25 protein-coding genes are annotated in these 25,310 nt (G+C 71.0%); 14 read left to right on the top strand and 11 right to left on the bottom strand.

Going from position 1 to position 25,310, the window contains the following annotated elements:
• The first annotated feature begins 3 nt into the window (after positions 1 to 3).
• Positions 4 to 657: a hypothetical protein gene (locus BLW81_RS04960; RefSeq protein ID WP_083406248.1), complete on the top strand. Its 654-nt coding sequence runs from the start codon at positions 4 to 6 to the stop codon at positions 655 to 657.
• Position 658: 1 nt separating this feature from the next.
• On the opposite strand, the gene BLW81_RS04955 is transcribed toward BLW81_RS04960, so the two are convergent.
• Positions 659 to 1,729 (bottom strand): M42 family metallopeptidase, encoded by a 1,071-nt coding sequence (locus BLW81_RS04955; RefSeq protein ID WP_083406247.1) that lies wholly within the window; start codon positions 1,727 to 1,729, stop codon positions 659 to 661.
• 29 nt (positions 1,730 to 1,758) lie between these two features.
• Positions 1,759 to 2,325, bottom strand: a complete 567-nt coding sequence (locus BLW81_RS04950; RefSeq protein WP_083406246.1) for a forkhead-associated protein — start codon at positions 2,323 to 2,325, stop codon at positions 1,759 to 1,761.
• Positions 2,326 to 2,541: 216 nt separating this feature from the next.
• Here BLW81_RS04950 and BLW81_RS04945 point away from each other — a divergent pair, with 216 nt between their 5' ends.
• Entirely contained in the window at positions 2,542 to 3,336 is a 795-nt protein-coding gene (locus tag BLW81_RS04945) for a hypothetical protein (RefSeq protein ID WP_083406245.1), read from the top strand.
• A 66-nt stretch (positions 3,337 to 3,402) separates the two neighbouring features.
• On the opposite strand, the gene BLW81_RS04940 is transcribed toward BLW81_RS04945, so the two are convergent.
• From BLW81_RS04940 to BLW81_RS04930, 3 genes are read right to left on the bottom strand one after another with little or no spacing between them, the layout of a single operon-like run.
• A complete protein-coding gene (locus BLW81_RS04940) occupies positions 3,403 to 3,561 on the bottom strand; it encodes a hypothetical protein (RefSeq protein ID WP_235632178.1) in 159 nt (52 codons plus the stop codon).
• A 22-nt stretch (positions 3,562 to 3,583) separates the two neighbouring features.
• Positions 3,584 to 5,044 carry a protein adenylyltransferase SelO gene (locus BLW81_RS04935; protein ID WP_083406244.1) on the bottom strand — a complete coding sequence of 487 codons (1,461 nt, stop codon included), beginning with the start codon at positions 5,042 to 5,044 and terminating at the stop codon, positions 3,584 to 3,586.
• Between the two features lie 30 nt (positions 5,045 to 5,074).
• A complete protein-coding gene (locus tag BLW81_RS04930; protein WP_083406243.1) occupies positions 5,075 to 5,338 on the bottom strand; it encodes an ANTAR domain-containing protein in 264 nt (87 codons plus the stop codon).
• Between the two features lie 183 nt (positions 5,339 to 5,521).
• On the opposite strand from BLW81_RS04930, the gene BLW81_RS04925 reads away from it, so the two are divergent.
• Positions 5,522 to 6,415, top strand: coding sequence for a mycobacterial-type methylenetetrahydrofolate reductase (locus BLW81_RS04925; RefSeq protein ID WP_083406242.1), 894 nt, complete (start codon positions 5,522 to 5,524; stop codon positions 6,413 to 6,415).
• 36 nt (positions 6,416 to 6,451) lie between these two features.
• Positions 6,452 to 7,606 carry an FUSC family protein gene (locus tag BLW81_RS04920; RefSeq protein ID WP_083406241.1) on the top strand — a complete coding sequence of 385 codons (1,155 nt, stop codon included), beginning with the start codon at positions 6,452 to 6,454 and terminating at the stop codon, positions 7,604 to 7,606.
• On the opposite strand, the gene BLW81_RS04915 is transcribed toward BLW81_RS04920, so the two are convergent.
• Positions 7,581 to 8,360 (bottom strand): SDR family oxidoreductase, encoded by a 780-nt coding sequence (locus BLW81_RS04915; RefSeq protein ID WP_083406240.1) that lies wholly within the window; start codon positions 8,358 to 8,360, stop codon positions 7,581 to 7,583. The genes BLW81_RS04920 and BLW81_RS04915 overlap by 26 nt on opposite strands.
• Before the next feature lie 178 nt (positions 8,361 to 8,538).
• On the opposite strand from BLW81_RS04915, the gene BLW81_RS04910 reads away from it, so the two are divergent.
• The 6 genes from BLW81_RS04910 to BLW81_RS04885 all read left to right on the top strand — a co-directional run bounded on the left by BLW81_RS04910 (position 8,539) and on the right by BLW81_RS04885 (position 17,344).
• Positions 8,539 to 9,441, top strand: a complete 903-nt coding sequence (locus tag BLW81_RS04910; protein ID WP_083406239.1) for a helix-turn-helix domain-containing protein — start codon at positions 8,539 to 8,541, stop codon at positions 9,439 to 9,441.
• Positions 9,442 to 9,463: 22 nt separating this feature from the next.
• On the top strand, positions 9,464 to 13,372 hold the full coding sequence (hrpA, locus tag BLW81_RS04905; protein ID WP_083406238.1) for an ATP-dependent RNA helicase HrpA: 3,909 nt from the start codon (positions 9,464 to 9,466) through the stop codon (positions 13,370 to 13,372).
• 108 nt (positions 13,373 to 13,480) lie between these two features.
• Complete coding sequence (locus tag BLW81_RS04900) at positions 13,481 to 14,287, top strand: SigB/SigF/SigG family RNA polymerase sigma factor (RefSeq protein ID WP_083406237.1); 807 nt, start codon at positions 13,481 to 13,483, stop codon at positions 14,285 to 14,287.
• Between the two features lie 54 nt (positions 14,288 to 14,341).
• Positions 14,342 to 15,151, top strand: coding sequence for a glutaminyl-peptide cyclotransferase (locus BLW81_RS04895; protein ID WP_083406236.1), 810 nt, complete (start codon positions 14,342 to 14,344; stop codon positions 15,149 to 15,151).
• Positions 15,152 to 15,190: 39 nt separating this feature from the next.
• Positions 15,191 to 16,192, top strand: a complete 1,002-nt coding sequence (locus BLW81_RS04890) for a tocopherol cyclase family protein (protein ID WP_083406235.1) — start codon at positions 15,191 to 15,193, stop codon at positions 16,190 to 16,192.
• A 9-nt stretch (positions 16,193 to 16,201) separates the two neighbouring features.
• Complete coding sequence (locus BLW81_RS04885; RefSeq protein WP_083406234.1) at positions 16,202 to 17,344, top strand: FAD-dependent oxidoreductase; 1,143 nt, start codon at positions 16,202 to 16,204, stop codon at positions 17,342 to 17,344.
• 39 nt (positions 17,345 to 17,383) lie between these two features.
• On the opposite strand, the gene lipE is transcribed toward BLW81_RS04885, so the two are convergent.
• The 4 genes from lipE to BLW81_RS04865 form a co-directional block, all read right to left on the bottom strand.
• Complete coding sequence (gene lipE, locus BLW81_RS04880; RefSeq protein ID WP_083406233.1) at positions 17,384 to 18,619, bottom strand: lipase LipE; 1,236 nt, start codon at positions 18,617 to 18,619, stop codon at positions 17,384 to 17,386.
• Positions 18,616 to 19,101 (bottom strand): peroxynitrite isomerase, encoded by a 486-nt coding sequence (locus BLW81_RS04875; protein WP_083406232.1) that lies wholly within the window; start codon positions 19,099 to 19,101, stop codon positions 18,616 to 18,618. Before BLW81_RS04875 ends, lipE begins: the two co-directional genes overlap by 4 nt.
• 9 nt (positions 19,102 to 19,110) lie before the next feature.
• The gene (locus BLW81_RS04870) at positions 19,111 to 19,545 is read right to left on the bottom strand and encodes an Rv1352/Rv1906c domain-containing protein (protein ID WP_083406231.1); all 435 of its coding nucleotides are present in this window, start codon (positions 19,543 to 19,545) and stop codon (positions 19,111 to 19,113) included.
• Positions 19,546 to 19,662: 117 nt separating this feature from the next.
• Positions 19,663 to 20,061, bottom strand: a complete 399-nt coding sequence (locus BLW81_RS04865) for a heme-binding protein (protein WP_083406230.1) — start codon at positions 20,059 to 20,061, stop codon at positions 19,663 to 19,665.
• A 303-nt stretch (positions 20,062 to 20,364) separates the two neighbouring features.
• On the opposite strand from BLW81_RS04865, the gene BLW81_RS04860 reads away from it, so the two are divergent.
• The 3 genes from BLW81_RS04860 (at position 20,365) to BLW81_RS04850 (ending at position 22,160) form a co-directional block, all read left to right on the top strand.
• Positions 20,365 to 20,772 carry a VOC family protein gene (locus BLW81_RS04860; protein ID WP_083406229.1) on the top strand — a complete coding sequence of 136 codons (408 nt, stop codon included), beginning with the start codon at positions 20,365 to 20,367 and terminating at the stop codon, positions 20,770 to 20,772.
• 16 nt (positions 20,773 to 20,788) lie between these two features.
• On the top strand, positions 20,789 to 21,637 hold the full coding sequence (locus BLW81_RS04855; RefSeq protein ID WP_083410335.1) for a rhomboid family intramembrane serine protease: 849 nt from the start codon (positions 20,789 to 20,791) through the stop codon (positions 21,635 to 21,637).
• A 64-nt stretch (positions 21,638 to 21,701) separates the two neighbouring features.
• Positions 21,702 to 22,160 carry a GtrA family protein gene (locus tag BLW81_RS04850; RefSeq protein ID WP_083406228.1) on the top strand — a complete coding sequence of 153 codons (459 nt, stop codon included), beginning with the start codon at positions 21,702 to 21,704 and terminating at the stop codon, positions 22,158 to 22,160.
• A 3-nt stretch (positions 22,161 to 22,163) separates the two neighbouring features.
• Here the strand turns inward: BLW81_RS04850 and BLW81_RS04845 are convergent, their stop codons facing one another.
• A complete protein-coding gene (locus BLW81_RS04845) occupies positions 22,164 to 24,068 on the bottom strand; it encodes a potassium transporter Kup (RefSeq protein ID WP_083410334.1) in 1,905 nt (634 codons plus the stop codon).
• 64 nt (positions 24,069 to 24,132) lie between these two features.
• Here BLW81_RS04845 and BLW81_RS04840 point away from each other — a divergent pair, with 64 nt between their 5' ends.
• On the top strand, positions 24,133 to 25,302 hold the full coding sequence (locus BLW81_RS04840) for an alpha/beta hydrolase (RefSeq protein ID WP_083406227.1): 1,170 nt from the start codon (positions 24,133 to 24,135) through the stop codon (positions 25,300 to 25,302).
• Positions 25,303 to 25,310: the final 8 nt, after the last annotated feature.

Below are 25,310 nucleotides of genomic sequence, written 5' to 3'. Positions count from 1 at the left end.
TGTATGGGGCTGATCATCCGGCTGGTCGAGCTGCTGATCCTGCTCGTCCCGCTCGCCGGTGTGCTGTACGGCGGGTGGCGCGCGGTGTCGGCGGCCCGCGCGCGCCACGACACCACCCCCGATCAGCCCGCCGTCGAACAACAGCCGCGGCCGAGCCCCGGCGTGCAGTGGCAGGCGATCGCGCGGGCGGTCAAGGCCCACGACCACACCGACACCCGGTGGCTGGAGTACGAACTCGACGTCGCCAAGCTGCTCGACTTCCCGCTGATGACCGACATGCGCGACCCGCTCACCGAGCGGTTCCACCGCAGCAGGGTGCGCGCCGACCTGCTGCGGCCCGTGAAGGCCGAAGCGCTCGTCGACGACCCCGAGGCCGCGCGCGAGTACATCGACGCCGTCACAGAGTACGTCACCGCGTTCGACGCCGCCGAAAGCGAGGCGGTCCGGCGGCGCCGCAACGACTTCACGGCGCAGGACCAACAGCGGATCGCCCGCGCACAGAGCATGCTGCGGGTCGCCACCGACGCCGCCGCCACCCCGCAGGAACGTGAACGCGGCTACGCGCTGGCGCAGCGCGAACTCGACGGGCTGATCGTGCTGCCCGAACGGGTCCGCGCCGCAGTCGAGCGGGGCATCGCCGGCGAGCTCGACGGCTGACCTACGCCGCGCGGCGCAAGAACTCGACCAACACCCTCGTCATATCCGGAATCGCGTGTCGCGCAATGACTTCGTAGCCGTGTGTGCTCAGCGTCGGCAGGCACAGCAGTCCGGCCCGCGGGGTCAGCCCGCTGGCCTTGGCGTGTGAGGCGTCGGACTCGAACGCGCCGAGCACGGCCCGCTGCGGCGACAGTCCCAGTTCGGTGCCGACGCCGATCAGCCGGTCGGCCACCGCCTTGTCGTAGACGCTCTCGGCGTCGCTGTACGCGACGATCGGGCCGCCGCTGCAGCTGGTGCCGTACTCCTGCTCGGCGGGCCCCACTTCCAACGCCAGGGTCAGGTCGCCGGGCAGCATGCGGCTGGCGTAGGACCCGCCGACACCGCCGACCTCCTCGCTCGTCGTGCACACCACGTAGGTGTCGCGCGCCGGGCGGGCGCCCTCGCTGAGCACGCGCGCCGTCTCCAGCAGCGCGACGAGCGCCGCGCGGTCGTCCATGAAGTAGCAGCCCAGATAGTCGGCGCCGACGTCGACCAGCGTGCGCTTGCTGCGGTGCACACACGCGCGGGTGCCGGGCCCGACGCCCGCGTCGGCCAACTCCTCGGGGGTGTGGCCGGTGAACACGTAGACGTGCAGCCAGTCCAGCGCCATGTCGCCCTGATCTGGTTTGGTCTCCCAGATCTGCCGGGTCTCCTTGGTGGTGTGCTCGGAACCCAGCGTCAGCACCCCGCACACCGTGCGCTGATCGCCGAGGATCGCGACCGGCCCGAGGCCGAAGTTGCCCGGATACATCGTGCCCAGCGGCGTCATGTGCAGGGTGCCGTCCGGTTCGACGCGCTTGACCAGCATCGACAGCTCGTCCATGTGGGCGAGCACCCGGGTCGGCGGCGCATCGCCGTCGTCGCCGCGGATCAACCCGACCAGGTTGCCGGCCTCGTCGGTCCACAGCTCATCGGTGTGCGGTGCCAGTTCGCGGCGGCAGACCTCGCGCACGGCGTCCTCCTGCCCGCAGGGTCCGTACGCGTGCAGCAGCTCCTGCAGCAGGTCGTCAGGGAAAGCGTTCTCGGCGGTCACTGATCTTGAGTTGCCCCCTGCGCGCCCGCTCAACCCTGGTGGATCTCCGCGGGGATCTCCGCCTCGGCCTCCTCGGAGGGCTGGTCGTCGGGGACCGGGTCGTCGGGGACCGGGTCGTCACGGACGGGCAGCTCCGGGGCGGGCACCCCGCCGAGCGCGACGATCAGCTCCCTGACCTTCGCGGCCTCGTCCTCGGTGGGGATCTCGCCGGCCTCGAGATCGTCGATCAGATCCGGGCGCAGCCCCGCCCCGTTGGCGACCTCCTGCGCCGACAGCCGGGCGTCGATCCGCGCCGCGTACAGCTGCTGGCCGAGGCCGGCGCCCGGCGCAGCTGCGGCGCGTGCCATCAGCGTGTCGTAGCGCCGGCGCACGTCGCTCAGCGCGACGATCACGTTCGCCGTCGAGCGGCTGCGCCCGGCGGCCTCGGTCAACCCGGACCGCAGTTTGCGCAGCCCGGACAGCACGACATCGGCGCGCTGGTGGAACGCGTCGTCCTCGGGTGCGGGCAGGGCGTCGATGGCCGCGGTGTACATGTGCATCGCCGCCTCCGACAGGCTGACGATGACAGAGGACTCACCTTCTGGCGCGCTTTCCATCGGCTCTCGATTCTGTCGCAAGGCTTTTCGTGGGCACGGCTCGACGCGGTACTGCTTCGAGGTTAGCGTCACAAGGGGCCGGGTACATCGGAGCGGGGTGTGGTGGCAGAAAACGGGGAGGCCGAGATGACCGAGTCCGATTCGCCCGCGCAAAGTGACGAAACGGTAAGCGCCACGGCAGAATTCGCACAGAGGACGAGCTCTGCGCCGGATCGCGTGCCGCGGAACCGTCAGCAAACCTACGCGTGGCTGGCCGGCGCGGCGGTCGCGGCGCTGCTGCTGGGTTGGCTGATCCTGTTCAGCCCGGGCGAAAGCGGCTCGCGCGCACAGTGGTTCTTCGGCGCCGCCGTCTTCGCGATGGTGCTGATGACCCTGTGGCAGACCCAGGTCATCACACGTCAGGCCGCGCGCACCGCCGCCGACGCCGACGAGCGGCTGCGTGCCGAACTGGCGGCCGCGGACCTGCGCGCCGCGCGCCAGCTCGCGCTGATGCGGTCGCTGCACGAGACCGAGCGGGAAGCCCAACGGGAGTTGGCCCGCGCCGAACTCGAGGCGCACCGCAACGTGTTCCGCGCCGAGCGCGAACAGCTGCTGGCCCAGCAGCAGAAGCTGGCGATCACCGAGGTGTCGCGGGCGGTCGGGACCCACACCCAGCTACTCGCGGCGCTGTGGAACGAGGGCGCGCGGATACTGCGGATGCCCGACCGCGACGACCGCGAGGCCGCCATGTCACCGATCTTCGAGCAGATCGCTCAGGTGGTGAAGGACTTCGCGGTCGAACTGGCCAACGCGCAGGTGCTGATCGCCGACGACCGGCTGCACCGCGCGCTGATCAGGGTCAACGAGGCGGTGCTGGCGGCGCTGCAGGTGGCCGAGGACGTCCACGTCGCGGTGCTCGACGGGCAGGCTCCCGACCCGAATCCGGTGCCCGCCGCGCAGCGGCTGCTCTACGAACGCGCCGCCGAGGCCCGTCGCCTGGCCTGGGAGTTGCTGCGCGCCAGCCTCGACTAGGACACCGACGGGTGCGGATACGGCGGTGGCGCCGCGACGCACAACCCGGTGCTGGTGTCGAGGGCCTTACCGTCGACAGAACGACGCGCAGCCGTAGATGGCGCCGGTCTGCCCCGGCGGGCAGCAGCAGTTGCCGGGCTGGGCCGAGGCGATGACGGCCGGCAGCGGTGCGGCCGTCAGCGCAGCCGCGAACAGCCCGGCGATCAGTGACCGTCGCAAACTCATGACCGCAGTGTATGGGGGCGCCTCAGGTGCCACAGAAGGTTCGGTACTTCCCGAAGTCCTCGGGTGCCGGTTCGGCGTAGCGTTCGAGACCCGGCCGCTCGTCATACGGGGCGGTCACCGCGTCGAGCAGCCGGTGCAGCGGTTGCAGATCGCCGTCGGTCGCGGCGGTCAGCGCCTCCTCGACCAGGTGGTTGCGCGGGATGTAGACCGGATTGGACCGGTCCATCACCGCGGCATCCGGGTTCAGCCCGTGCCAGCGGGCCAGCCAGCCGTCGAACGCGGCGAGGTCGACGAACAACCCGCGCGCGGGCTCGTCGTCGCCCCGAGCGGCGTGGGCCAGCGTCCGGAAGAACGACGTGAAGTCCACGTGGCTCTGGTGCAGCTGCGCGATCAGGTCGTTCATCAACGGCACCGCGATCTCGTCCGGGGTGTCGGCGGCCAACCCGAGTTTGGCGCGCATCCCGGCGGCCAGCGCGTCCTGAAACTTCGGCGCGAATCCGCCCAGGCTGCCCTCGGCGATCGCGATCGCCTGCTGCTGGTCGTCGGCGAACAGCGGCAGCAGCGCCTCGGCCAGCCGGGCCAGGTTCCAGACCGCGATCGACGGCTGGTTGCCGTAGGCGTAGCGGCCCCACGAGTCGATGGAGCTGAACACCGTCTCCGGGTCGTAGGCCTCCATGAACGCGCACGGGCCGTAGTCGATGGTCTCGCCGGAGATCGTCATGTTGTCGGTGTTCATCACGCCGTGCACGAACCCGACCAGCATCCACTTCGCGATCAGCTCCGCCTGCACGCCGACGACGGCCTCAAACAGCGCGACGTACGGGTTGCCCGACGACGCGGCGCCGGGGTGGTGCCGCGCGATCGCATGGTCGGCCAGCCGCTTGAGCAGGTGCACGTCACCGGTGTTGGCGGCGTACTGGAACGTCCCGACCCGCAGGTGACTGCTGGCCACCCGCGCCAGCACGGCGCCCGGCAGCGGTGTCTCGCGCTGCACCTGGCGACCGGTCGCGACCACCGCGAGTGACCGGGTGGTCGGCACGCCGAGCGCGTGCATCGCCTCGCTGACGATGTACTCGCGCAGCATCGGGCCGACCGCGGCCAGCCCGTCGCCGCCGCGGGCGAACGGGGTCGCGCCCGAACCCTTCAGGTGCAGATCGCGCAGTGTGCCGTCGGCCGCGGTCAGCTCGCCCAGCAGCAGCGCGCGGCCGTCACCGAGACGCGGCACGTAGCCGCCGAACTGATGTCCGGCGTAGGCCTGCGCGACCGGCGTCGCATCCGCGGGGACGCGCGCGCCGAGCAGCAGTTGCACGCCGTAGGGCCCGCGCAACCAGTCCGGGTCCAGTCCGAGGTCACCTGCCAGTGCCTCGTTGAGGACGAGCAGGGTCGGGCCGGGCGCGGCTTCGGCCTGCCAGCGAACCGCCAGCTCGGGCAGCTCGGACGCGAACAGGTCGCCGAAGGCGACGGTGGTGGGTGCAGCGCTCACTCCATCCACAGTACGAGCGCGTCCAGGCGGTCAGCCCCGGCTCACGGCCGGTCCCGCCAACAGCGCACCCCACTCGGCGATGACGGCCGTGCGGGCGGCGCCGTCCCTCGCTGCCGGCCGCCCGCCCGCGGCGCTGACCAAGGCGTCGGCCAGTGCGAACAGCGGCACCCGATGCTGTTGTGCGGCCCGGACCATCTCGCGGAACGCCTCGTCGACCGTGTAGTGGCGCAGCGCGATGAGGACACCTTCGGCGGTGTCGAGGTTCTGTCGTCCGGGTGATTGTCGGCATGTCATGAGACTCGTTGGTACCAACGGCAGTCGGGAGACCGGTGCCCAGACGCTGGGAGATCGCTGAGCGCGACCGCGACGGGCACAGTGCCGGTCTGTATCGTGAGGCTCCCGAGGGGGAGCAGCGCGGACCGCAGGAACGGACCTGCCGCGCGCGCGGGAATTGATCGCTTATTGAGGAGCCGCACGGTGACGCTGAACACCATCGCGCTCGAACTCGTGCCGCCCAACGTCGAACGCGGCCACGAGCAGGCGCTGGAGGATGCGCACAAGGTGGTGCGCTGCTCGGCCGAGACCGGCCTGACCGGGCGCATCAGGCACGTGATGATCCCCGGCATGATCGAAGAGGACGACGACCGGCCCATCGAGATGAAGCCGAAGATGGATGTTCTCGAGTTCTGGAACATCATCCGGCCCGAGCTGGACGGCACGAACGGGTTGTGCACCCAGGTCACGGCGTTCCTCGACGAGAACGCGCTGCGGCAGCGGCTGACGGAGCTGTCCGGGGCAGGTTTCGACGGGATCGCGTTCGTCGGCGTGCCGCGCACCATGAGCGACGGCGAGGGTTCCGGCGTGGCGCCGACCGATGCGCTGTCGATCTACTCCGATCTGGTGCCCAACCGCGGCGCGATCCTGATCCCGACCCGCGACGGCGAGCAGGGCCGGTTCCGGTTCAAGTGCGACCAGGGCGCCACCTACGGCATGACGCAGCTGCTGTACTCCGATGCGATCGTCGGGTTCCTGCGCGACTTCGCCCGGTCCTGCGACCACCGCCCGGAGATCCTGCTGTCGTTCGGCTTCGTGCCGAAGATGGAAGCCAACGTCGGTTTGATCAACTGGCTGATCCAGGACCCCGGCAACGCGGCGGTCGCCGAGGAGCAGGAGTTCGTCAAGCGGCTGGCGGGCACCGATCCGGCCGAGAAACGCAAGTTGATGCTCGACTTGTACAAGCGCGTCGTCGACGGCGTCGGCGACCTGGGCTTCCCGCTGAGCATCCACCTCGAGGCCACCTACGGGGTGTCCACGCCGGCGTTCGAGACGTTCGCCCAGATGCTCGACTACTGGGCACCCGACACGCGCTGACGGTTAGTTCCCGCCGAATCGGGAAGGCCGGATCAGATGGCCGGCAGTCTTCTCACCCGCTTGCGGATGGACCGCGAGGCCGCGCTGACCCTGGGTAAGGCGGCCGTCGCGTGCACGACCGCCTGGATCCTGGCCACCCGGGTGTTCGACGCCCGGCACGCCACGTTCGCGGCGTTCTCCGCGCTGATGCTCGTCGAGATGACCGTCGCCGACTCGGTCGCCAAGGCGGTGCGCTACACGGCGGCGATGTTGGCGGGCATCGGCCTGGCCGGTGCGGCGGTGTGGATGTGGGGTGTGCAGCTGTGGCTGCTCCCGCTGACGCTCGCCCTCGCGCTGCTGATCGGCCGCTGGCACCGGCTCGGCAGCCAGGGTGTCAACGTGGCCGTCGCGGCGATCTTCGCCTACGGCGCGTTCGCGTTGCCGAGCGGCGGTGGCCCCCCGGGCGGTCCGCTGCCCGAGATCGCCGGCATGGTGCTGCTGGGCGCCGCGGTGGCGTTGGCGGTGACGCTGCTGATCGCACCGCCGCTGCGGTACCGCAGCGCGCGCTACGCCGTCGACTCGTTGTCCGGGTCGCTGGTCGATCTGCTGTCGGAAATCGCCGACGGGCTCTGCGGCGAGGACACCCCCAGCGCCGACGCCGGCCGTGATTGGCGGTGGCGCGCCGACCTGCTGCCGAAGAAGGGCGCCCAGGCCCGGCACACCGTCGACGACGCCGAGCGCAGTACGCGGTTCAATCCGCGCCGGTTGCTGGTGCGGCGCCAGCCGGGCGTCGCGGGCGAACGCTGGACGATCCAGGCGCTCGAGCGGATCGCCGGACAGCTGCAGTGGGTGGCCGTCGGGCTGGCCAGGGCGGTCGAGTTCACCGGCGGTCCGCGGCCGGGACAGGACGAGTTTCTGCGCCGGTACGGCGTGCTGCTGTCGGCGGTGCGCGACGCGGTCATGGAGCTGGGCGCCCTGCCCGACGCCGAGCACGCCGACGCGCCGCTCGCCGAGGAGGGCCGGCGCTGCCGGGCCGCCCTCGACGACCTGACCGCACATGTCGAGGGCCGCAGGCTGGACCGACCGACCCAGTGGGGCATCTACGGCGCGCTGTACACCGACGCCGAACGCCTCTGCGAGGAGGTCGAGTCCGCCCGCGACGCCTTCGCTCATTCGGGCGCCTCGATCACGACGCCTGACGGGTCGGCATGATCGTCAGCTGCTGCAGGTTCACCCGCGCCGGCTGAGACACCAGGAAGTTGACCGCCTCGGCGACATCGGCAGGGGCCAGCCAGTCCATCTGGGCGCGGGTGCCGTCGAGCCATTCCTGCACGCCGGCGTCGGTGACGTGGCCCTGCAGCTCGGTCTCGACGATCCCCGGCTCGATGGCCGAGACCCGCACGTCCTTGGCGCCGAGTTCGGCGCGCAGCGTGCGCGACATGTGGGTGACGAACGCCTTGGTCCCGGAGTACACCGCGAAGTTCGGGAAGATGTTCTGCGCGGCGATCGACGACGTGTTGACCAGATCGGCGACGCCCTTGTCGGCGGCCGACTTGACCAGTTGCGGCACGAACGCCCCGATCGTGGTCATCAGACCGGTGATGTTCAGGTCGATCTGCTGCTGCCACTGGTCGGCGGGCACGTCGTCGACGGGCCCGGGCAACATCACGCCGGCGTTGTTGAACAGCACGTCCACGGTGCCCAACTCCTCGGCCACCCGCTCCGCGGCGGCGTGCACGGCGGCGGCGTCGGTCACGTCGACGGCCAGCGCCAGCGCGGTGCCGCCATCTCGCCGGATCTCGTCGACCAGGTCATCGAGGCGGTCGGCGCGGCGGGCGAGCACCGCGACCTTGGCGCCAGAGGCGGCGAGCCGCTTGGCGGTGGCGGCGCCGATGCCGCTGGAGGCGCCGGTCACCACGGCGACACGTCCGGCCAGCGGGGCTGCGTTTCTGATCGAGCTTGTCATGAGGATTCTCCTTCGTTGTTGCGCCGCGGCGGTGGTGCCGCGTATCCGAGACAACAGCGCGCGGGGCCCGTTGCGGCGGTCATAGCGCGCCCCGCTCGGCCTTGGTCTGCCCCACCTAGGTCTGGCAGACCCACGTTTGGGGCGGTGCGCGCGTCCGGATGGCCGCACACTGAAACGCATGGACCACAACGCCGAGCTCAAGGAGTTCCTGCGGACACGGCGGGCGCGGCTGCGCGTCGAGGACGTCGAGATCGGCGGCACCGGTTGGGTCCGGCGGGTGCCCGGGCTGCGCAGGGAAGAGGTCGCCCAGCTCGCCGGCGTGAGCGTCGACTACTACAGCCGGCTCGAGCAGGGCAGGCACCTCAACGTCTCCGACGAGGTGCTCGACGCGGTCGCGCGGGCGTTGCGGCTCGACGACGTCGAGCGGTCGTATCTGTTCGAGATCGCCCGCGCCAACAACCGGCGCACCAAGCGCCGCGCGCCCGCGCCGGTGCAGCGGGTGCGTCCGGGGGTGCGCCGGGTGCTGGAGACGCTCGATGACGTGGCACCGGCGTTCGTGTTCGGCAGGCGGATGGACATGCTGGCCGCGAACCGGTTGGCGCGTGCGCTCATCGGGGACTTCGAGGTGTTGCCGCCGCGCGAGCGGAACCTGTTGCGCTTCACCTTCCTCGACGAGTCGGCCCGCGAGCTCTACGCCGACTGGGAGGACGTGGCCCGCGACAACGTCGCGATCCTGCGCCTCGACGCAGGCAGGCATCCCGACGATCCGCTGCTGACCGAGCTCGTCGGCGAACTGGCCGTCAAGAGTGACGAGTTCCGGCGGTGGTGGGCCGACCACAACGTGCGGGAACGCACTCACGGCGTCAAGCGCTATCGCCACCCGCTGGTCGGGGAGGTGACGGTCAACTACGAGAGCGTCGCGGTCCTCGGCGACGCCGACCAGACGTTGTGCATCTACACCGCCGAGGCGGGCTCACCGTCGGAGACCGCGCTGCGGCTGCTGGCGAATTGGACCGGCACCGCAGCCGACGCCTCGCCGCCCGAAGTCTCGTCGGCCGACGCTGACCTGCAGGCCCCGTGACCGGCCGCCTATCCTGGCACCGGTGTCCGACCCGTCCGTCGCCGAGCTCCGCAGCCGCCTCGACGACCTGACGCTCCGCGACGCGGCCCGGTTCGGTCGGCGCCTGCGCCAACTGCGCGGCGCGAGTCCCGACAAGGTGGCCGCGCTCGGCGAGCAGATCGCCGCCGCGCAGGGGCTGGTGGCGACCAGGGCAGCCGCCGTCCCGCAGATCACCTACCCCGACCTGCCGGTCAGCGAGCGTCGTGACGAGATCGCCGCGGCGATCCGGGCGCACCAGGTCGTCATCGTCGCGGGCGAGACCGGCTCCGGCAAGACCACCCAGCTGCCCAAGATCTGCCTCGAACTCGGCCGCGGGGTGCGCGGCACGATCGGCCACACCCAGCCGCGCCGGCTGGCCGCGCGCACTGTCGCGCAGCGCATCGCCGACGAGCTGGGCAGCCCGCTGGGCGAAACCATCGGCTACACAGTGCGATTCACTGATCAGGTCAGCGACCGCACGCTGGTCAAGCTGATGACCGACGGCATCCTGCTCGCCGAGATCCAGCGGGACCGCCGACTGCTGCGCTACGACACGCTGATCATCGACGAGGCCCACGAGCGCAGCCTCAACGTCGACTTCCTGCTCGGGTACCTGCGCGAGTTGCTGCCCCGACGGCCGGATCTCAAGGTGATCGTGACGTCCGCGACGATCGAGCCGGGGCGGTTCGCTGAGCATTTCGGTGGTGCCCCGATCGTCGAAGTGTCGGGCCGCACCTACCCCGTCGAGATCCGTTATCGGCCGCTGGAAGTCGAGGTGCGTAGCGCCGAGGCCGACGACCCCGACGACCCCGACCATGACGTGGTACGCACCGAGATGCGCGACCAGACCGAGGCGATCATCGACGCGATCGGCGAACTCGAAGCCGAACCGCCCGGCGACGTGCTGGTGTTCCTGTCGGGCGAGCGCGAGATCCGCGACACCGCACAGGCGTTGAGCGGGCTGGTCGACGCCGGCACCGAGGTGCTGCCGCTGTACGCCCGGCTGCCGACCGCCGAACAGCAGCGGGTGTTCACGCCCAGCCGGGCGCGTCGCCGAATCGTGTTGGCCACCAACGTCGCCGAGACGTCGCTGACGGTGCCCGGGATCCGCTACGTCGTCGATCCCGGCACCGCCCGCATCTCGCGCTACAGCCGCCGGACCAAGGTGCAGCGGCTGCCGATCGAGCCGATCTCGCAGGCGTCGGCCGCGCAGCGGGCCGGCCGGTCCGGCCGCACGGCGCCCGGCGTGTGCATCCGGCTGTACTCCGAAGAGGACTTCGCGGCGCGGCCGCGCTACACCGACCCGGAGATCCTGCGCACCAACCTCGCCGCGGTGATCCTGCAGATGGCGGCGCTCAATCTCGGTGAGATCGAGACCTTTCCGTTCCTCGACCCGCCGGAGCGCCGCAGCATCCGCGACGGTGTGCAGCTGCTGCAGGAGCTCGGGGCGTTCGACGCCCAGGGCGCCATCACCGCGGTGGGGCGCCGGCTGGCCCAGCTGCCGGTCGACCCGCGACTGGGCCGCATGATCCTGCAGGCCGACGCCGAAGGGTGCGTGCGCGAGATCCTCGTGCTGGCTGCCGCGCTGTCGATCCCCGACCCGCGCGAGCGGCCCGTCGACCGCGAAGAGGCAGCCCGGCAGAAGCACGCCCGGTTCGCCGACGAGCACTCCGACTTCATCTCCTACCTCAACCTGTGGCGCTATCTGCGCGAGCAGCGAGCGGAGTTGTCCGGCAACGCTTTTCGACGGATGTGCCGCGACGAGTTCCTGCACTATCTGCGGATCCGCGAATGGCAGGACCTCACCGGGCAGCTGCGCAGTATCGCCAGGGACCTCGGGATCCGGGAGTCCGGCGATCCGCACGAGCACGCCGACCCGGACAGTGTGCACGCCGCGCTGCTGGCCGGGCTGCTGTCGCACATCGGGCTGCGCGAGGGCGAGTCCCGCGAATTCCAGGGCGCCCGCAACTCGAAATTCGTGCTGGCGCCCGGTTCGGTGCTGACCAAGCGCCCGCCGCGCTGGATCGTGGTGGCCGACCTCGTCGAGACCAGCCGGCTGTACGGGCGGACCGCGGCGCGGATCCGGCCCGAGATCGTCGAGCGCATCGCGGGCGAAGTCGTGCAGCGCACGTACAGCGAGCCGCACTGGGATGCGCAACGCGGGGCGGTGATGGCCTACGAGCGGGTCACGCTCTACGGGCTGCCGCTGGTGCCGCGCCGCCGCGTCGGATACGCGCAGGTCGACCCCGAGGTGTCGCGGGAGCTGTTCATCCGACACGCGCTGGTCGAGGGCGACTGGCAGACCCGGCACCACTTCTTCCGCGACAACGCCCGGCTACGAACAGAACTGGAGGAGCTCGAGGAGAAGGCGCGCCGACGCGACCTGCTGGTCGGCGACGACGAGATCTTCGCCTTCTACGACGCGCGGGTGCCCGCCGAGGTGGTGTCCGCGCGGCACTTCGACGCGTGGTGGAAGAAGCAGCGGCACCGCACGCCGGAGCTGCTGACGTTCACCCGCGACGACCTGCTGCGCGCCGACGACGGCGCCGACGGGCAACCCGACGCCTGGCAGGCGGGGGATTTGTCGCTTCCGCTGAGCTACCGGTTCGAGCCCGGCGCCGAGGACGACGGTGTCACCGTGCACGTGCCGGTCGAGGTGCTGGCCCGGCTCGGCGGCGACGAGTTCGCCTGGCAGGTCCCGGCACTGCGTGAGGAACTGGTCACCGCGCTGATCAAGTCGCTGCCCAAGGAGCTGCGGCGCAACTTCGTGCCCGCGCCGGACACCGCGCGGGCGGTACTCGCCGCGATCACCCCCGGCGACGCGCCGTTGCTGGAGGCGGTGCAGCGCGAATTACACCGGCGCAACGGGATATTGGTACCGATCGACGCGTTCGACCTGGACAAGCTGCCGGCACACCTGCGGGTCACGTTCGCCGTCGAGAACACCGACGGCACCGAGATCGCGCGCGGCAAGGACCTCGAGACCCTGCAGCACGACCTCGCGGCGCCCGTGCGCCGCGCCGTCGCCGACGCCGTCGCCGGAGAACTGGACCGGACCGGGTTGCGCGGGTGGCCCGACGACCTCTTCACCCTGCCGCGCACCGTGGAGCGCGCGGTCGGCGGGCACACCGTGCGCGGATATCCGGCGCTGGTCGACGCCGGCTCCGCGGTCGACGTGCACGTGTTCCCGACGGCCGCCGAACAGGCCGCCGCGACGGCCCGCGGCACGCGCCGGCTGCTGCGGCTGTCGGCACCGTCGCCGGTGAAAGTCGTTGAGCGGCAACTGCAGACACGCGCGCGCCTGGTGCTGGCCAACAACCCGGACGGATCGCTGCAGGCGCTGATCGAGGACTGCGCGGACGCCGCGACCGACATGCTGGCACCGAAGCCGGTGTGGACCCGCGACGAGTTCACCGCGCTGCGCGACCGCGTCGCCGCCGAACTGACGCAGACCACTTCCGGCGTACTGGCACGGGTGGAGAAGGTGCTCGCCGCGGCGACCGACGCGCAGGTCGCCCTGCCTGCCCAGCCGTCGGCCGCGCAGGCCGACGCGGTCGCCGACATCCGCGCGCAGCTCGGCCGGCTGTTGCCCGCCGGCTTCGTCACCGCCACCGGCGTCGCGCACCTCGCCGATCTCACCCGCTACCTGATCGCCATCGGCAGGCGGCTCCAGCGGCTGCCGCAGGGGCTGGGCGCCGACCGCGAGCGCATGGATCGGGTGCACGCGGTCGAGGACGCCTACGCCGACCTGGTGCGCGCCCTCACCCCGGCCCGGGCCGCGGCCCCCGACGTCCGCGACATCGCGCGCCAGATCGAGGAGCTGCGGGTCAGCCTGTGGGCGCAACAGCTCGGCACTCCGCGCCCGGTCAGCGAACAACGGATCTACCGCGCGATCGACGCGGTCACCCCCTGAGTACCGGGACGGCCATATCGCGAAAAGGTCCGCGCCGAATGGTCCGATCCGCGAAGACTTTGCCGATACCGGCATTAGCGTCGGTGGTGTTCCGGGTACGCCGTGCGCATGACGGCGACGCTGGATCGTACGGCGAACGGCGGGGTGGGTGCGGCACGCGGCCACCGTGATTACGCCGACGTGCCCGAACTGCTACAGACGCTGGCGGGCCTGCCGACGGGCCGCGAGCGAGACAGACTGCGCGAGCAGATCATCCGCCGGTGCCTGCCGCTGGCCGAGCACGTCGCCCGGCGCTACGACGGGCGGGGGGAACCGCGCGACGATCTGGTGCAGACCGCGCGGCTCGGGCTGCTCAACGCGGTCGAACGGTTCGACCCGGCGTCGGGCAACGACTTTCTGGCCTTTGCTGTGCCGACGATCATGGGCGAGGTGAAGCGCTACTTCCGCGACAACGGGTGGGCGGTGCACGTGCCCCGCCGGCTCAAGGAGTCGCGCGCGCAGGTGACGGCGGCGACGGCCGAACTCAGCCAGCGGCTGGGGCGCGCGCCGACCGCGACCGAGCTGGCCGACGAACTCGGCGTCGCGCGCGAGGAGATCGTCGAGTCGCTGATCGCCGCGCAGTGCTACCAGACGCGGTCGTTGGACGCGCCGGTGTCGAACTCGTCGGACGACGCGACCGCCGTCGTCGACCTCATCGGTGATCACGACACCGACCTCGAAGCGGTCGAGTTCCGCGAGGCGCTGCGCCCGCTGGTCGCCGGGCTGCCCGCCCGCGAACGCGAGATCCTCACCATGCGGTTCTTCGGGTCGCAGACCCAGACGCAGATCGCCCAGCAGCTCGGCATCTCGCAGATGCACGTGTCGCGGCTGCTGGCCAGGACCCTCGCTCAGCTGCGGGCCGGGCTGGACGGCTAGCCACTTCCGCGGCAATCACGCGCGACAGCCACCGCATCCGGTAGGCATAGCGCTATGCACGCATCACGACGCGCCGTCGTCTGGCTCGGCGCACTCGTCGTGGTCGCCGCCGTGGCCTGCGGCGGATCACCACCGGCCTCGCACAGTCAGACCGGCACTCCCGACGGCCCGGCCCCGGTGATCAAACCCGTCGTGCTCGCGGAGATGCCGCACGACCCGACCGCGTGGACCCAGGGCCTGGAGTTCGACGGGCCGACGCTCTATGAGGGCACCGGCATCGCGGGCAAGTCGCAGGTCCGCGAACTCGACCCGGCCACCGGGGCGGTCCGCCGGTCCGCGCCTGCGCCGCACAACTACTACGGCGAGGGCATCACCGTCGTCGACGACCACCTCTGGGAGCTGACCTGGCGCAACGGCGTCGCCGTGGAATGGGACAAGAACACCCTCACACCCGTGCGCGAGGTGCCGGTCGACGGCGAAGGTTGGGGCCTGTGCCGCGACGGCGACCGGCTGATCCGCAGCGACGGGACCGACCGGCTGCGCTTTCACGACCCGGCGACGTTCACCGAGACCGGGTCCGTCGCCGTCACCCGCGACGGGCAACCGGTGACCCAGCTCAACGAACTCGAATGCGTCGACGGGCAGGTGTGGGCGAACATCTGGCAGACCGACACCATCGTGCGGATCGACCCGCAGAACGGCGTCGTCAACACGGTCGTCGACGCGACCGGGCTGTGGCCCGGCCAGGACGGCAGCCGCGAACGGGTGCTCAACGGCATCGCCCACATCGACGGCGACGAGTACCTGCTGACCGGCAAGTACTGGCCGTCGATGTACCGCGTGCGGCTGGACCCGCCCGCCTAGCCGGGTTTGCCTGCGGCGAGAACCGTCAACGCAGCGGGCATGACCGTACTCGACGCCACCAGGGACGCCACCCGCCTCGTCGCGGGCCCGTTCGCCCACCTGTACCGCCGCAGCGGCGCCGACCTGCCGTTCAGCGATCCGCTGACCTCGCACGGCACCGAGATGGAAGGCTGGTTCTGGCGGTTCACCGACGCGGCGTCGGGGCGCGCCGTGATCGCGTTGTTCAGCGTCAACAAGCATCCCGACGGTGACTGGGCGACCACCGCGGTCGCGCTGCATCCGGGCGGCCGGGTCTACAGCGCGGCGCTGCCGTCGGCCGGCGCCACCGCGGACCCGTTTCGGCTCGATGCCGGCGACGGGCAGTTCTCCGCGAGCTATGACCGGCTGCGCGTCGACCTGCCCGGCGTGTGCGTCGACATGCGCTTCGACGCGCCGGTGCGGTGGCCCAAGGCGCTCGGCGGCGGCGGGATAGCGTCGGCGGTGCCGTTCCTCAACCAGTACTGGCACCCTTACCGGTTGGGTGGATCCGTCAGCGGCACAGTCGATTCCGACGGGGAACGCTGGACCTTCGACGGCGCCAAGCTCTACACCGAACGCAACTGGGGCGCGGGTTTTCCGGAGCGGTGGTGGTGGGGACAGGCGCACGATTTCGGCGACGCCGACGTCTCGGTGGCTTTCTCGGGTGGTCTGCTCGCGCTCGGGCCGCTCAAGAGCGACGTGGGCGGTGTCGTCGTGCGGATGGGCCGCAAGGTGCTGCGGATGACGCCGCCGACAGCGTGGGTGCGCTCCGACCTCGGCCGGCACACATGGCGGGTGCAGGCGACGTCGCTGCGGTACCACGTCGAATTGTTCGGCGACGGAACGCATCTCGACCCGCACACGCTGCCGGTGCCGCTGCCGGCCGAGCGGCGCAACATCGACAGCGACTACGAGCACCTCGCCGGCCGGTTGCGTTGCCGGGTCACGGACTTCGGCCGGGTGGTCTTCGACGGCGAATCCGAGATCGCGGGTCTGGAGGTCGGCAGCCGCCCCGGTGGCTAGGGTGACCGGATGCGACACAGCGGGACCCGGCCGAGGGTCGTCGTCGCCGGGCTCGGCGACAGCGGGGTACTGACGGCGCTGCGCCTGGCCCGGCCCGCCGACGTCGTCGGGATCTCCGCCAAACCGGGACTGGTCAGCGGGCAGGAGCTCGGCATCCGGCTCAGCAGGCCGCAGGACTGGGCCCGCGACTACTGGGTGCCGTTCGATCGGTTCCGCGGCCTCGACGGTGTGCGCACCGTGCACGGCACCCTGACCGGCGTCGACCTCGATGCGCGAAAAGTGTTCGCCCGCAACGGCGACGACGTGACCACGTCCGAGCCCTACGATGTGCTCGTCATCGCCACCGGGGTGCGCAACGGTTTCTGGCGCCGGCCCGACCTGCAGTCCGCCGACGAGGTGCGCGCCGACCTGATGGACCGACATCGGCGCCTGGCCGCAGCCGGATCGGTGCTGGTGATCGGTGGCGGCGCGGCCGCGGTCAGCAGCGCCGCGAACCTGGCGCGCACCTGGCCGGACAAGTCGATCTCGCTGTACTTCCCCGGTGAGCGCGCGCTGACCGGACACCACCCGCGGGTGTGGCAGCGCATCAGCCGACTGCTGACCGACGCCGGGGTCCGGCTGCATCCGGCGCACCGCGCGGTGCTGCCCGACAGTTGCGACGACATCACCGACGCCCCCGTGCAGTGGAGCACCGGGCAGCCGCCGGCGTCGGCCGATGCGGTGCTGTGGGCGATCGGCCGCGTCGCACCCAACACGGATTGGCTGCCCGCGGAGCTGCTCGACGACGACGGCTTCGTGCGGGTCACCCCGGAGTTGCGGGTGCCCGGCCACCGCGGGGTGTTCGCGATCGGCGATGTCGCGGCCACCGACCCGCTGCGGTCCTCGGCCCGCAACCGCGCCGACGGGCTGCTGGCCCGCAACATCCGCGCCGAACTCGCGGGCCGGCCGCTGAAGGCCTACCGGCCCGCGACCCGGCGGTGGGGCTCGGTGCTGGGCGCCCAGCCCGAGGGGCTCGAGGTGTTCACGCCCGGCGGGCAGGCGGTCCGGTTTCCGGCCTGGTCGATCGAGCGGATCCTGCAGCCGTGGATCGTGCGGCGCGGCATCTACCGCGGGGTGCGGGAGAACCCGCCGCTGGATCAGCGCCGAAACTGAAGAAATGCGCGAAATTTTGGCGGAAAGTCGCGCATAAGCTCAGTTTCGCGGGATCTCGGCGGCGATGCGGTCCAGCAGCGCGGTGTAGTGGTCGGCCTCCCGGTGCGGTCCGGGCTTACCGCTGCTGATCACCCCGGCGGCCAGCCGGCGCTGCGGGTCGGCCCACACCGCGATGTTGGTCAGCCCGGTGTGCCCGAACGCCGCGGGCGCGCCGCGGCCGAACGGCCCGAACCGCTTCGAGCCGAGCATGTACCCGGTGCCCCAGCGCAGCGGCGCCAGCCCGACCGCGACATCGGGGCGCAACCGTCGGGACTCGGCCGTAGCGCCCGCCAGTGTCTCGGCCGACAGCACCCGCACACCGTCGAGTTCGCCACCGCGGCGCAGCAATTCGGCGAACCGCGACAGCTCGTCGGCGGTGGACACCGTGTTCGACGACGGCAGCACGCTGGTCAGGTACTGCGGGCTGTTGGAGAACGGGATGATCTTGTACAGCGACCCGCCGACCGCCAAGCGGAACACCGTCGCCGCGGGCTGCGGCAGCTCCTTGCCGGTGGCGTGGCTGGGTGCGACCAGCGGAACATCCTGCGGCGCAACACCGTAATTGGTCCACCGGAAGCCCAGCGGTTCGAGGATCTCGGTGGCCAGGATGTCGCGGATGTTGCGGCCCGCGGCGGCGCCGACGATCTCGCGGATCAGCGGACCCCAGGTCAGCCCGTGGTAGATGTGCACCAGGCCCGGCCGGTACAGCGGTTTGAGCTCACCGAGTTTCTCCCGGGTGTATGCGCTGTCGTCCATGCGCCGCAGATCCGGGCGCGGGCCGGTGTGGATCGGGATGCCCGCGCTGTGGGTCATCACGTGCCGGATGGTGGTGCGGTGCTTGCCGTGACTGGTGTACTCGGGCAGGTACTCGCACACCTTGTCGTCGAGCGAGAAACAGCCGCGCTCGACGAGCATGTGCACGACCGTCGAGGTGATCGCCTTGGCCGCGGAGTACGCGCAGAACGGTGTTTCCGTTGTGACCGCGACCTTTTCGGCATCGGCGGGGTCGTCGGGACCGTTACCCCAGGCGTGCCCGATCGCGCGGTTCAGCACCACCTTGCCGTTGTGCCGCAGGCACACCTGGATCGCGGGGTGCATCCCGGCGCCATACCAGTGCCGGGCGGCCTGCCAGATGCGCTCGACGGCGGCGGGGTCGACCTCCGAGTGGTCCTCGGCGCCGACCGCGGTGACCGCGTCGAGGTCGGCGGGCACCCGGATCCGTCCGTCGGCCGTCACGGCGCCATCCTGTGCAGAGTCGCGCCGAGGTGGTGTTGCAGCGGCTGGCCCACCGCGGCCATCCGCACCCGGTAGGTCAGCGAGTCGCCGGTGACGGTGATCGAACGCGACAGCGCCTCAACGTCTTTCGCCGATGTGGTGCGACCGACGGTGGTGGCGGCGAGTTCGATCTCGATCGTGGTGTCGGTGACGGTCAGCGTGCCCTCCTGAATTTCGGCGATGCCGGTCGGATGGGCCAGGACCCATTCGAGGCGGCCCGGCGACGGGACACGCAGGTACCCCACTTCGGCGTGCAGGGGCCGGCCGTCGTCGATGGCCGACGTCCGCTGGCGGTAGGTCAGGAACGGCTTGCCGACGTGGCCGAACTCGATCTCCTCGGTGTAGCCGAAGGACGTGATCGTCGGATACTCGCCTGCGCCCCGGCCGCGCCAGGCACCCAGCAGCGGGGCGAGCGCGGTGAGGTTCGGGTGCAGGTCGGCCACCCGGCCAGGTTAACGGGGCCCGGCGAGGATGCCCTGACCGATGAACGCACCGAGCTGGCCGAGCAGGTCGCCGGGGGCGGCCTGCGGCGGCGGGGCTTGGTTGGTCAGCGCCCACGGTTGGCAGTCGTTGGTGGTGAACGTCGTGTCGCCCGGTTCGATGCGGACCACCTGCGGCTTTTTGGTCAGCGCGTTGTCGAGCATCTTGTCCGGCCCGGAGCGCTTCCAGTAGCAGGCGGCGTCTTCGGTCGGGCCCGCCGAGGCGTAGGTGCCGGGCGCGATGTCGATACCGACCTTGTAGGTGCCGTCGGCGTCGATCGAGGTCTTCGGCGCGGGCGGCGCGGGCGCCGGGGGTGCGGGCGGGGCCGGTTGGGCGTGCGCGATGCCCGCCCCGCCGGCGGCGAGGAGCACCGCCGCGGCGACGGCGACGGGTCGCGTGAGTTTCATAGGAAGCCAGTCTAAGCGCTTCCCGGCGCGGGGAGAAACCATGAGAAAACCCGTCGCCACAGCGCTGTGGCGACGGGTCGGTGCGGACGTGCGGTCCGCGGTTCACGCGCAGGCGGGTCAGCCGGCCATGAACTCGTCGTAGGCCGACGCCAGCTCCGGCGGCAGCGCCTGGATGTTGCAGGTGCGCTGCACGTCACCGATCGGCGACAGGATGCCGCGCAGGTCGTAGTACTCCTGCGGGTTGGTGTTGAAGTACCCGCGCAGCGTGGCCGACGCCTGCGGCCGCGGCTGGCTGAACGCAGCCGTCACGGCCTGGTTGGCACCCGGATGGTTGTCCAGGTAGGCACGGGCCTCACCGGTCACCGAGCTGACGGTGCCGGACACGGCGCTGGCGCTGCAGTCCGGCGCGGCCATGGCCGACGGCGCTGCGATGGTTGCTGCGGCGAGGCCGCCGAGCAGGCTGGCGGCGCAGGCGCCGGCGACCTGCCGACGCATGGCGATACCACGGAATTTCATGTCGTTTCTTCCTTCAATTGCGATGTTCGCTGATTCCCCCGTCCCCGAAAACCAAGGTACCCAAGGCAAAAGCGGACAAACCCGGTCGCGAAATTCGGAAACCGCCGGCACGCTGGCGTTACAGCATATGGCCGTGATCTGTGCCGCAATTTGTGCCGAATTCGATAAGCGCGCGACAAGAGATCTTGAATTCTCTCAATATTGCCCGCAGCCTCTTAAATGATCGTGATCTGCGCGGTGACCGAATTGTTATCCGCGGCGGCGCAGCGGGGCGCCCGGCGCGGCGGAATCTAAGGTGGTGGCGTGCAGCTGGACCTGTTGAGCCCCGGTATCGAGGTGGGCCTCGTCACGACGAATCTCGACGCGATGGTCGCGTTCTACGAGGGTTTCCTCGAACTCGAACCGCAGGGCGTCATCGACTTCCCCGGCGGGTCGCAGCGGCGGTACTCGCTGGGCGGCAGCGTGCTCAAGCTGGTGACCTACGAGCCGGCGCCGCCGGCACCCGCGGCGCCGGGCGGGGGCCGGGCCCAGGCGGGCATCCGGTACTTCACGATCGGCGTGAGCAATCTGCGTGGTATGGCCGACGCGTTCGCGGCGTCGGACTACCAGGTGGTCGAGCCGTTGACCGAGTTCGCGCCGGTTCCGGGCATGGGCTGGATGTTCGTCGCCGACCCGGACGGCAACTGGATCGAACTGTTCGGGACGCTGTGAGCGTGACGCTGTGAACATGCCCGGCCCGGCGGTCACCCCGACCTGCTACCGCCATCCCGACCGCGTCACCTACGTCCGGTGCTCGCGCTGCAACCGCTACATCTGCCCCGAATGCATGCGCGACGCGGCGGTCGGGCACCAGTGCGTGGAGTGCGTGAACGAGGGCGCCAGGACGGTCCGGCAGCCGCGTACCCAGTTCGGCGGGGTGCCGTCGGCGAAACCGACGGTCACCTACGCGCTGATCGCCGTCAACGTGGTGATGTTCGTGCTGCAGATGGCGGTGCCGGGCCTGCAGTCCGAGCTCGTCCTGCGGCCGTACGCGGTGGCCGACGGCGAGTGGTACCGGCTGCTGACGTCGGCGTTCCTGCACTACGGCGTGCCGCATCTGCTGTTCAACATGTGGGCGCTCTACGTGGTCGGCCCGCCGCTGGAGATGGCGCTGGGCCGGCTGCGGTTCTTCGGGCTGTACGCGTTGAGCGCGCTCGGCGGGTCGGTGCTGGTGTACCTGCTGTCCTCGCCGATGGCGGCGACCGCGGGCGCCTCGGGCGCGGTGTTCGGGTTGTTCGGTGCGACGTTCGTGGTCGGCAAGCGGCTGAACATGGACGTGCGCTGGGTGGTTGCGATCATCGCGCTCAACCTCGCCTTCACGTTCGTCATCCCGCTGATCAGTTCGCAGAACATCAGCTGGCAGGGCCACATCGGCGGGCTCGTCACCGGCGCCGTCGTCGCCGCGGCCTACACCCACGCGCCGCGCACCTCCCGCACCGCGGTGCAGCTCGGGGCGACGGTCGCGGTGGTGGTGCTGTGCGCGGCGCTGATCTGGTGGCGCACGGCCGCGCTGTGGGCGGCGGTCGGCCTGGCCTGAACCCGCCGCGTGTCGTTCGCCTCACGCTCACGGACCGGTCACCCGGGTGTGCCAGCGTGGTGGGGTGCGAGCGGCGTCGGCGACCAACGTCGTCGCCCGTTTCCACGCGCTGTGCGAGGGGGCCGTCGCGCGGTTGCCGTTCGGGCTGAGCGCGGTCGTCGCGCCGACCTTTCTCGGGTTCTGTCTGATCAACGGCTTCACCTTCGGCGTCGACCTCGTCCTGCTGAGCGTGCTGTACGGCCGGATGCCGCTGGCGCTCGCGGTGACGGTGGCGTATGCGTGCGCATTCGCGTTGAGCTACGTGCTGAACCGGGTCGCCAACTTCCGGTCCCACGCGCGGGTCGGCCCGCAGGTGGGCGTGTACGTGGTCGTCGTCGTGGTGAACTACCTGGCGTTCATCCTGGGGGTGTCGAACCTGTTGGCGGCCAACGGCGTCGACGTGCGCGTCGCGCGGCTGGCGGCCGGCGCCTGCGAGGCGGTGTTCATGTACACGATGATGCGCTGGGTCGTGTTCCGCCGCTGATCCTCAGAACTCGATGCGGGCGCCGACGATCACGGTCCGGTCCAGCGGCAGGTCGAACTGCGCGGCGGCGTCGGCGGTGATGTGTGACGTCGCGACGAACAAGCGCTTGCGCCACGGCGCCATGGTCGGCGCGTCGCCGGGCCGCAGGTCGAGTTTCGACAGAAAGTACGACGCGCTCGCCAGGTCGATCGGGCCCTCGGTGTCCTCGGGCGCCAGCAGCGCCAGCGCCCGCGGCACGTTCGGCCGCTCCAGGTAGCCGAAACGCGCTGCCACATGGACGATCCCGTCGCGCGCGTAGCCGAGGTCGTCATGGGTCATCCGCTCGGAATCGGGCACCCGCGGCACCGTCTCGGTTTCGACCGACACGATGATCACGTGTTCGGCCAGCACGTGGTTGTGTTCGACGTTGGCGCGCATGGCCAGCGGCACGGTGTGGCGACCGCGGTCGAGGAACACCGCCGTGCCCGGGATCCGGATCAGCGGCGGATCGCGGTGCACCAACCCGTCGATGAACTCGCGCAGCGGCCCCTCGGACTGCTGACGCCGGCCGGTGACGATCTCGTAGCCGCGCTGCCAGGTGGTCATCACCGTGAACGTGGCGACGGCGATGGTCAGCGGGAGCCACGCGCCGTGCACGAGCTTGGTGAGGTTGGCGCCGAAGAACATCAGGTCGACGGTCAACAGCACACCGGCGCCGGGCAGCACCGCCCACAGCGGCCACCCCCAGCGGGTGCGGGCGTAGTAGAAGAACAGCGTCGTGGTGATCGTGATGGTGCCGGTCACCGCCATCCCGAAGGCATAGGCCAGCGACGCCGAACTGCGGAACGCGAACACCAGGATGAGCACGCCGATCAGCAGTGCGCCGTTGATCCACGGGACGTAGATCTGACCGATCGTCGCCGCCGAGGTGTGCTCGATCCGCAACCGCGGCAGGTAGCCGAGCCGGGCCGCCTGCGAGGCGACCGAGAACGCGCCGGTGATCACGGCCTGCGAGGCGATCACGGTCGCGGCGGTGGCCAACAGGATCATCGGGATGCGGGCCCACTCGGGGGTCAGCAGGAAGAACGGCGCGGCCACGGTCGACTGGTCGGCCAGCACCAGCGCGCCCTGCCCGAAGTAACTCAGCGTGCAGGCGGGCAGCACCAGCCCGACCCACCCGAAAGTGATTGCGCGCCTGCCGAAATGACCCATGTCGGCGTAGAGGGCCTCCGCGCCGGTCACCGCGAGCACGACAGCCGCCAGCGCGAAGAACGCGATGTGGAAGTGGTCGGTCAGGAACGCGACGGCGTAGGCGGGGGACAGGGCGCGCAGGATCTCGGGGTTCCGGACGATGCCGCCCACCCCGCACGCACCGATCGCGGTGAACCACAGGATCATCACCGGCCCGAAGAAGCGGCCGATGGCGGCGGTGCCCCGGCGCTGCACCGAGAACAGCCCGACGATGATCACCGCGGTGATCGGCACGACCAATTCACCCAGCCCGGGATCGATCACCTTGAGCCCCTCGACGGCGGACAGCACGGAGATCGCGGGCGTGATCATGCTGTCGCCGAAGAACAGTGCGGCGCCGAACAGTCCGGCGCCGGCGAGCAGCGCGGCCGTGCGCCGGCCGCGCCCGTCGGACCATCGGCGCAACAACGTGATCAGCGCCATGATCCCGCCTTCGCCGTGGTTGTCGGCCCGCATCACCAGCGTCACGTAGGTCAGCGTGACGATGAGCATGACCGACCAGAAGATCAGCGAGACCACGCCGTACACGTGCGCGTCGGAGACGGGCACCGGATGCGGGTCGCCGGGGTTGAACACCGTCTGGATCGTGTAGATCGGGCTGGTGCCGATGTCGCCGAACACGACGCCGAGCGCGGCGACGACCACCGCCGCGCGCAGCGATCCGGTTCCGGTCTGCATCCGACGATCATCGCCGAGCACGGGCGTCTTCGCGGTGCATCCCGGCACTCGGCGATGATGGGGTGTGCGCATCGCCTCGATGGTCGGTCCCGTGCTGGCGGTGCCGCTCGTCGCGGTGCCCGCCGTCGCCGTCCTCGGGATGTACCTGCCGTCGGTGCCGTACCTGGGCCTGGCGACGGCCTTCGCGCCGTGGTACCTCGGCTGGCTGATCGTGGCGGCGGCCGCCGGCGGGCTGCTGGCCGCGGCGCTGTGGTGGCGGCGGCGTGCCCGGTGGTCGGCGCTGGTCGCGGTGACGGCGGTGCTGGCGGTCGCGGGGGCCTCGGTCATCGCCGCGCGGATGACGGCGGCGGTGGAGGCGGCCGGGGCGCGGCTCGACCTGCCCGCGCTGCTGACTCTCGGGTCGGTGCGGCCCGTCGCACCGGACGCCGAGGAGGTCTACTCGTCGTTCGACGGGAAACCCCTGTCGCTCAACATTCATCGCCCACCCGGTGGCGACCGTCCCGCGCCGGTCCTGGTCTTCGTGCACGGCGGCGGCTGGGTGGCGGGCGACCGCGGCGCGCACAGCGACGACCTGCGCTGGTTCGCCGACCGCGGCTGGTTGACGATCAGCGTCGGCTACTCGCTGTCGTCGCCGTCACGGCACCTGTGGGATGTTCTGCACGGCCAGATCGCCTGCGCGCTGACGTGGGTCGGGGACAACGCCGCGCGCTACGGCGGTGACGCGCAGCGGTTGTCGCTCACCGGCGACTCGGCGGGCGGCAACCTCGCGATCAACGTCGCGTACCTGCGCGCCGCCGACCGGTTGCGGTCGTCGTGCGGGGGAGCGGTCCCCGCCGTGGCCGCCGTCTCGGCGCTGTATCCGGCGGTCGACCCGGCGGCGCTGTATGACAACGACTATCCGGTCACGGGTCCGCGGGCGCGGGCGATGGCCGCCGCCTACACCGGCGGCTCACCCGATCAGTATCCGCAGCGCTACCGCAGCATCGCCTCGGCGACCCACATCAGCGCCGCCGCACCGCCGACGCTGATCGTGCTGCCCGAGTCCGACCACCTCGTGCCGCCCGCCGAAACCGTTACGTTCGTCGACCAGGCGCACGCCGTCGGGGTGCAGACGCAACTGGTGACGGTGCCGTTCGCCGACCACGTGTTCGACGCCAGGCCCGGCAGCATCGGCAAACAGGCGTACCGGCAGTTGACCGACCGCTGGCTGCGCGCGCACGGTCAGGCGCCGTGAGCGCCTCG

This window comes from Mycolicibacterium rutilum, assembly GCF_900108565.1.
Taxonomy (GTDB): domain Bacteria; phylum Actinomycetota; class Actinomycetes; order Mycobacteriales; family Mycobacteriaceae; genus Mycobacterium; species Mycobacterium rutilum.
This window is presented reverse-complemented; position numbering and strand designations above follow the sequence as displayed.

Excerpts from the sequence above, each read along its gene's own strand:
- BLW81_RS04960 (WP_083406248.1), top strand. The coding sequence starts at position 4 with ATGGGGCTGATCATCCGGCTGGTCGAGCTGCTGATCCTGCTCGTCCCG.
- BLW81_RS04950 (WP_083406246.1), bottom strand. The coding sequence starts at position 2,325 with ATGGAAAGCGCGCCAGAAGGTGAGTCCTCTGTCATCGTCAGCCTGTCG.
- BLW81_RS04940 (WP_235632178.1), bottom strand. The coding sequence starts at position 3,561 with ATGAGTTTGCGACGGTCACTGATCGCCGGGCTGTTCGCGGCTGCGCTG.
- BLW81_RS04930 (WP_083406243.1), bottom strand. The coding sequence starts at position 5,338 with ATGACATGCCGACAATCACCCGGACGACAGAACCTCGACACCGCCGAA.
- BLW81_RS04920 (WP_083406241.1), top strand. The coding sequence starts at position 6,452 with ATGGCCGGCAGTCTTCTCACCCGCTTGCGGATGGACCGCGAGGCCGCG.
- BLW81_RS04915 (WP_083406240.1), bottom strand. The coding sequence starts at position 8,360 with ATGACAAGCTCGATCAGAAACGCAGCCCCGCTGGCCGGACGTGTCGCC.
- BLW81_RS04910 (WP_083406239.1), top strand. The coding sequence starts at position 8,539 with ATGGACCACAACGCCGAGCTCAAGGAGTTCCTGCGGACACGGCGGGCG.
- BLW81_RS04900 (WP_083406237.1), top strand. The coding sequence starts at position 13,481 with ATGACGGCGACGCTGGATCGTACGGCGAACGGCGGGGTGGGTGCGGCA.
- BLW81_RS04895 (WP_083406236.1), top strand. The coding sequence starts at position 14,342 with ATGCACGCATCACGACGCGCCGTCGTCTGGCTCGGCGCACTCGTCGTG.
- BLW81_RS04890 (WP_083406235.1), top strand. The coding sequence starts at position 15,191 with ATGACCGTACTCGACGCCACCAGGGACGCCACCCGCCTCGTCGCGGGC.
- BLW81_RS04885 (WP_083406234.1), top strand. The coding sequence starts at position 16,202 with ATGCGACACAGCGGGACCCGGCCGAGGGTCGTCGTCGCCGGGCTCGGC.
- BLW81_RS04870 (WP_083406231.1), bottom strand. The coding sequence starts at position 19,545 with ATGAAACTCACGCGACCCGTCGCCGTCGCCGCGGCGGTGCTCCTCGCC.
- BLW81_RS04865 (WP_083406230.1), bottom strand. The coding sequence starts at position 20,061 with ATGAAATTCCGTGGTATCGCCATGCGTCGGCAGGTCGCCGGCGCCTGC.
- BLW81_RS04855 (WP_083410335.1), top strand. The coding sequence starts at position 20,789 with ATGCCCGGCCCGGCGGTCACCCCGACCTGCTACCGCCATCCCGACCGC.
- BLW81_RS04845 (WP_083410334.1), bottom strand. The coding sequence starts at position 24,068 with ATGCAGACCGGAACCGGATCGCTGCGCGCGGCGGTGGTCGTCGCCGCG.